At 42.0% G+C, this 6,349-nt stretch carries 6 protein-coding genes and 1 pseudogene; 2 read left to right on the top strand and 5 right to left on the bottom strand.

Annotation, left to right across the window (positions count from 1 at the left end):
• Positions 1–294: 294 nt before the first annotated feature.
• From ACM0OX_RS34720 to ACM0OX_RS34710, 3 genes are all read right to left on the bottom strand, one after another.
• Complete coding sequence (locus tag ACM0OX_RS34720; protein WP_414519643.1) at positions 295–1,707, bottom strand: right-handed parallel beta-helix repeat-containing protein; 1,413 nt, start codon at positions 1,705–1,707, stop codon at positions 295–297.
• A gap of 101 nt (positions 1,708–1,808) precedes the next feature.
• Positions 1,809–2,438, bottom strand: a complete 630-nt coding sequence (locus ACM0OX_RS34715; RefSeq protein WP_414519641.1) for a precorrin-8X methylmutase — start codon at positions 2,436–2,438, stop codon at positions 1,809–1,811.
• 109 nt (positions 2,439–2,547) lie between these two features.
• Positions 2,548–3,357 (bottom strand): TPM domain-containing protein, encoded by an 810-nt coding sequence (locus tag ACM0OX_RS34710; protein WP_335199776.1) that lies wholly within the window; start codon positions 3,355–3,357, stop codon positions 2,548–2,550.
• Positions 3,358–3,885: 528 nt separating this feature from the next.
• Here ACM0OX_RS34710 and ACM0OX_RS34705 point away from each other — a divergent pair.
• Positions 3,886–4,071 carry a hypothetical protein gene (locus tag ACM0OX_RS34705; protein ID WP_414519639.1) on the top strand — a complete coding sequence of 62 codons (186 nt, stop codon included), beginning with the start codon at positions 3,886–3,888 and terminating at the stop codon, positions 4,069–4,071.
• An 87-nt stretch (positions 4,072–4,158) separates the two neighbouring features.
• Here ACM0OX_RS34705 and ACM0OX_RS34700 read toward each other — a convergent pair whose 3' ends face one another.
• Both ACM0OX_RS34700 and ACM0OX_RS34695 read right to left on the bottom strand, forming a co-directional pair.
• Positions 4,159–4,698 carry a DUF948 domain-containing protein gene (locus ACM0OX_RS34700; RefSeq protein ID WP_414519637.1) on the bottom strand — a complete coding sequence of 180 codons (540 nt, stop codon included), beginning with the start codon at positions 4,696–4,698 and terminating at the stop codon, positions 4,159–4,161.
• 11 nt (positions 4,699–4,709) lie between these two features.
• Positions 4,710–5,060, bottom strand: coding sequence for a YtxH domain-containing protein (locus ACM0OX_RS34695; protein WP_099101749.1), 351 nt, complete (start codon positions 5,058–5,060; stop codon positions 4,710–4,712).
• Positions 5,061–5,958: 898 nt separating this feature from the next.
• On the opposite strand from ACM0OX_RS34695, the pseudogene ACM0OX_RS34690 reads away from it, so the two are divergent.
• Positions 5,959–6,210 (top strand): annotated as a pseudogene (locus ACM0OX_RS34690) (hypothetical protein); the annotation flags it as partial.
• Positions 6,211–6,349 lie beyond the last annotated feature (139 nt).

Below are 6,349 nucleotides of genomic sequence, written 5' to 3'. Positions count from 1 at the left end.
GAGATAAACGAGAGAAGAATGGAAAATCAAGCTTTTTTCGACTTGTGTGTACACCAGTAGCCCGCAGGCGGGGTGGGGTTCTTTCTTATTTTTGATTTATGCAAGAGGTCTAGTGTGAGCTTCTCTTTCAGAAACGTACAATAAATAGGCCTACACCCTGCATTTACGCAGGGTGCGAGTAATTTAATAATTACGAGCCGAATATCGCAAATATTTCGGCATCGCAAAACTTCTCAATGGTCGTCCAAGAGGTTCGAGCATTTAGATTCGGGATAAATCTCTCCTGTTTTCTTGCTAACGAGAGCATCCCACTTGGATGAGTTTTCCTTGCAAACGATAAGTCACTGTCCCGCAGGCAAAACCTGCCGACTTAGGTTCTACATAAGGTCGTGTTGGCGGATTTTGTTTATCTAACCGCGATTTCCAATCGCCGGATATTTTTTCTAGAGTCGGATACTTGCTTAAAAATTGTGAGCCTGCAAAAATATCGTGAGGCCCTTTAACATTTATTTTAGAGCTATTCATGTAGATATTATAATCATAAATAACGTTTTTATTTTTAGTCTTATTATTAATATTTTTTCCAGGAAAAGCATAAAGAATATTCCTAAGAATTCTGACATCAGATGATGTATGAGCAAATATTTGCCCGCCATTAAGTTCTGGACTCTGATTATTTAAAACAGCTGTGTTATTTACAATATCAACATGTTCGCTTAAAAATGCATGAATACCCGATCCACCATTATTAAATGCAAGATTATTTTTAACTAAAGTGTATCCTTTATATACACCCAGTTTTGGGTTTTCATCATTTCTTGTACTATCGATAATAATACCATTACCATCTGTAATCTTTCCAACTGCAATCCAAGGAATGTACATACGATTGTTGTAGGTTTTGTTATTAGTAACAAATACCTTGTACCCCCGTTTGTTGTCATAATTCCAACTGCTCAATACTGAAATACCACTGCAACCATAAACGCTATACCAGGCATTATCGAACACCTCGTTATTATCTATTGTCACATAGTCCGATTGAATAGCAGAAATGCCTGCTCCTCCACACCCGTGCACCTTGTTATTGACAATACGTATATGGTGACTATGACCATCTTTTCGTCCATCTACGTTAATGCAGTTTCCATTCGTTAGCGGGTTTAGTTTGTTAGTTTTTTGACTCATCGCATAATCAAGGGTTATGTTGGCATTGTTTCCTATCACCCCCAACCCATTTATCTCAATATATGACGCTCCCTTGTGAATGAAAATTCCCTGCCATCCATTGTGTTGAATTTTCGGTTGATGTCCAGGATATGCTTTAAACTTAATCCATGCATTTGCTGTTCCAGAGCGAGTAATAGATACTACGTCTCCACTTGGTTTTGCATTCCTGTAGACCCCGTTCATAATCAATACTGTATCGCCAGGGTTGGTTAGATTTGCTGCTTTTTGAATTGTCCTAAAGGCGGATGAAGTAGAGACTCCGCTATTTGTGTCATTTCCAGCACCACTAATATAGTATGTTTTTGGAGTTGCCCTAGTGCTGATTAGCTCGCGGCTGGATAGGAGCATTTCCTTGTGAGTAGATACCTGATGAACATTTTTAACTAAAGATACTTTTATTCCTTCTCCATCAGCTAAAAGACTTAATACCACAGGAATTGCAAGATATGCGCTTAAACTGAAACCTTGAATTACCACAAGAAAAGGCTCCTTGAACGGCACGACTTAACAAAAATATCAAGATATTCAATGATTGATGAATACTCTTTTGGATACAAAATAGAATAGAGCCGACTTTCCTAGCTCCCCCGATTTCCATCTTGTCCATAGGCTTGCCAAGCTAAGTCTACCAACCCATCAACGATCGCAGCTGCTACAACTGCATTACCTTTACGGCTGTCAACTATAATGTGAGGCACTAGAGAGTCTTGTAAACGCTCCTTAGCTTCATCAACATTTACAAATCCCACTGGAGTTGCGATTATTAAAGCAGGTCTAATTTCCTCAACTTCAATTAAATCCACCAGTGCAGTCAGTGCCGTTTGCGCTTGACCCACCACAAAAATGCCCTCTGGATAACGCTTTGCTAAGGTTTCTATTCCCCATGCTGCGCGAGTTTTTTCTTTTTGAGGGCGTGTTAAAGCTTCCATGCTGCAATACACTGGATTCGCAAAGGTGTTTTGAATGTCGTAAGCGATACCTACTTGTACCATCGGCACATCTACCACAATCGTGGTACGTGCGGCTAGCGCTGCTGCTCCAGCTTGCAAGGCACGCTCAGAAAAGCGAATCAAAGACTTATACTCAAAGTCAGCCGTGGCGTAGATTACCCGACGCACAATCTCATACTCTGCGGGTGAAAAGACATGATCGCCAATTTCACTATCAATGATTGCTAAACTTTGAGCATCAGTTACGTGCCATTCCATTTTTGTTGAGCTTCTCAAATATTAGCTTTCAGCTTATCAGCTTCAGAGAGTTAAGAGTTAGGAGTTAGGAGTTATAAGTTAATTAAACTACTCACTCCTAACTATTCACTCATAACTCATTACTAGAAGAAGACCGACTGAAAATAGGAGATAGGTAGGCAACTAAGACCCCAATGAGAAACCCTGAGATATTGCGAACCAAAGGCAACCAGTCGCTTGTACGTGTCACAACTGGCCCAATGCCGAAGGCAATAAACAATATTCCCCACAAAGGTGAGAAAATTAAAGCCCATTGCCAAGCAAAAACTTGTCCTTTATCGCGGGGTTGAGCTGCAAATCCACAAATCACCCCACCAATAATTGAGCTAATCAAGGTGAGAATCCATTGCTCTCGTGGCAGTCCGGGGACAACATTGCAACCCCCTTTGAGCAAACAGCCTTTAACTGATTCTAAGGCTTGCAGAATGGCTTGGTCTTCGCCTTGTTCGCGGACAAAATACAAATTACCGAAGCGGGTTTGCAGTTCTATCCAAAAAGTCCGGGGTAAAAGTTCATAAACAGCATCGCCGACGCTAAAACTGAGGATGTTACCGCCACGAGAATCGGCAACTAGTAGAATGCTTTTGTCATCCAAACCCCAATATTTGATAACCGCGCGACCTGGGGTGCGGTCATATTGGGTTAATACTCGCAGTTTCCAGCCCGTGTCGGCTTCAAACTGCTCTAAATCTTTGACAAGCTTTTCTTCTTGCAGCACAGGCAGAGATTTAGCTAAATCTACAACTGGGGTAAAGGTGTCAGGAAGTAACTCAGGATTGTCATAAGCCAGTGCTGGGGGAGAATGCATGACCCAAATTGACCCAGCCAGGAAAAATACTGCAATAGATACTAGAATTCGTCGCCAAAAACAAGATTGCATGGACGTTTTTATACAAATATTAACGGTAAAAGCGAACAAGTTGTTTTAAAAGAGTACTAGAAAAATGATAGTTCTTTACACTTGTTTACTTTACTCTAATCTAAGGGATCAAAGCAAAAGGTTTTTGGGGAGTGGAGAGTACCCTTCTCTATTTATAAAGGTAAGTGCATTTTGTCAATCAATTAAAATACCCAAAATATCCCTGTGACTAGGGCTACGGTGTACACACAAGTCTTCTAGAGTTGCACCACAGCCTTTTGATCTCCCCAACCCCCCGATAAATTGGGGGGCAAAAAGCTCTCAAAGTCCCCCTTTTTAAGGGGGATTTAGGGGGATCTACGACGATTTTGGTTTTCTAGAAAGATGTGTGTACACCGTAGGTGACTAGGGAGAGGGGAGGATGTTATGGATACTAGACTCATCCACCCTCTTTTTGATTATTATCGTCAAAGTTTTTTACAACTCAAAATTGACTAAGCCATAGCGGAGTTCCCAATACAATAAAAAGGGAATGATTAGAGGTGAGAGATGACTAACAAAGAATTATTAATCCAAGAAATAGAAACTTTACCGCCGGAGTTGCTAACAGAAGCACTCGATTTGATCCGTTCTATTAAAGTTAAATATACACAAAAGGAGTTAGAACCAGATACGCTTGAACCAATCCCTTTAAGGGATTCTACAGAAACTTCTAATGCCAAAGTTTATCCATAAACAAAAATGGCTTTTTTAAGCTGATAAAATACCACCTTTTAGCACTGCAACAAAAAAGATAAACAATGCTCTACGCCTTTTTTCTGCTCAATCTTCGTTATCGAAATTGGTTTCCCAGCTAGTGGCATCGTTATAATCGTCATTAACCCGGTATACCTCTGCTTTGCTCCGACGATTTTCTTGCCTGAGCACTTCTCGTTCTCGCAACGTTATTGGTGGTTTTTCATTGCTTGGCAAGCGATCGCTCGTCCGCCTTACGGGTTTTTGGCGCGTGAAGTTTTTCCAAGCAGCTTTCGCGCCAATAAAGATGCTGCGCGTACCTACTTGTAGATTTTGAGCCTGTTTTCTTGCAGTATCAATACTTTGGTCAACTTGCTTCACGACTTGACTAGCACTTTTTACACCTTCACTGACATCATCAGTTAAGTCAGTGATTTCTAAGCCAGTCACGCGGATAGCTTCTAGAGTGGGTGGTAACTCCCGCGAGAGAGTATCAAATAGCTTTTCTGCACTGCGAGCCGCGCGTGCTAACTCCTGCAAAGCCGGTATCGCCGCCACTAAAACCGCAGTCAGGCTTGTGGCGACTAAAAGTAAGGAAAGTCCCAACCAAAACAGGGGTTCAATCACGGTTATGTCATTTATGAGCGTTCTAATGGCTGGGGAAGCGAATCTGAGTCTTCAACAGATGTTTGTCGCTTCAAGACTTGGCTTTCTCGCTGGCTGGCATCTACACCTGCTGCGATCGCTTCCCGTAATCGATCTAAAGTCTCATCCCAGTTTCGCAGTGCGCTAGCAGAGAGACGATCTGCCTGAATTTGCACACTCATTGATAAATCTTCTGCCAATTCTGGGATAGCATTGGCAGATTTTTTCAAAATTTTACGCGTTTCGCGCCCTGTGCGTGGAGCTACGAGTAAACCGGTCAAAGCACCGATAGTAGCTCCCAGCATCAAACCGCCAAAAAATACTCCAGAACGGTTATTAGACATCTTATTGTTTCTCTCCTTACACCCATTTTAGGTGGGTTTTCTCCCCTTGCAAGACTCAACTGATTTTATTCAGTTAATCTATGGTGACAAAATATCACCCAGAAATGTTGCTTTTATTCATTAGACCTCTTGCAAAAGTCTCTAACACCCCACCCCCAACCCCTCCCCGCAAGCGGCTACGGTGTACACACAAATCATCTGATCCCCCTAAATCACCCTTAAAAAGGGGGACTTGAAGAAATTTCCCCCCTTTTTAAGGGCAGGGCTGTTTCATTCGATCTCTTAGGGATTTTGTCAAGAGTATGAGTCAGAAATTTGCTTGAGTGGGATAAAGAAAAATTACCACCTCAACCAGCAAATTTAAGTGCGTTCACCATTTTCTTGCCCAATCAGATTTTTTAGTCACCTGTTTTTTTTGGTTGAAACGCTTGTAAATCAGCGCCTTTTAGGGAATGAAACAGCCCTGCCTTTTTAAGGGGGGCAAAAAGCTCTCAAAGTCCCCCAATTTATCGGGGGATTTAGGGGGATCTACGACGATTTTGGTTTTCTAGAAAGATGTGTGTACACACAAGTAGAAAAAAGCTTGATTTTCCATTGTTCTCTCGTTTATCTCGAACACAAGCTCTGCGTGGGAATGCTCCTCGTTGAGGCTCTGCCTCCAATCTGGCATTGAGTCTCTGACTCAATGAATGCATTCCCAGCCGGAGACTGGGAACGAGGAAAGTCTTATCAAGCTAGGTTTTTAGGACTTGTGTATACACAAGTCTTTGAGAGTTGCCTCCCAGCGTTTAGATCCCCCCTAACCCCCCTTAAAAAAGGGGGAACCAGAGTCAAAGTCCCCCAATTTATCGGGGGATTTAGGGGGATCTTCAACGATTTTGGTTTTATACAAAGATGTAATTTACAGGAAGCTTATCAAGCAATGTTGATTTCTCAACAAACCGAAACCGAGAAACTAGCTTTATACCGTGCGGCTGCTGATGCTGCCCGATTAGCAGAGTGGGAATTTCATAATGCTGTATTAGCGATGAAAGAAGTTGTACGCGGGCAATATGGCTCAGATAGCGATCAAGCCCAAGCGGTGGGACTGAAGAAAAAATCAGACCGCAAACGTCCTTCGCGGAAAAAGACAGTTGCGATCGCAAGTTAATTAACTTAATTGAGTTGAAAAATTGGCGATGCCTACGGCTGGCTACGCCTACGCTTTTGCAGTATTCGGCATTGTAGTTTATATAGCAATACGGTTCAGTTAAGGCTAAAACTCTTTATTAAAGTCAATTTTTTTAACG

Origin of the sequence: Nostoc sp. PCC 9305, assembly GCF_963920915.1 — a bacterium.
In the GTDB taxonomy this organism is placed as follows: Bacteria; Cyanobacteriota; Cyanobacteriia; order Cyanobacteriales; family Nostocaceae; genus Nostoc.
Note: the sequence above shows the minus strand (reverse complement) of the source record. Positions and strands in the feature narration are given on the sequence as shown.

Coding starts and splice junctions, on each gene's coding strand:
- ACM0OX_RS34715 (WP_414519641.1), bottom strand. CDS start 2,438: ATGGAATGGCACGTAACTGATGCTCAAAGTTTAGCAATCATTGATAGT.
- ACM0OX_RS34710 (WP_335199776.1), bottom strand. CDS start 3,357: ATGCAATCTTGTTTTTGGCGACGAATTCTAGTATCTATTGCAGTATTT.
- ACM0OX_RS34705 (WP_414519639.1), top strand. CDS start 3,886: ATGACTAACAAAGAATTATTAATCCAAGAAATAGAAACTTTACCGCCG.
- ACM0OX_RS34695 (WP_099101749.1), bottom strand. CDS start 5,060: ATGTCTAATAACCGTTCTGGAGTATTTTTTGGCGGTTTGATGCTGGGA.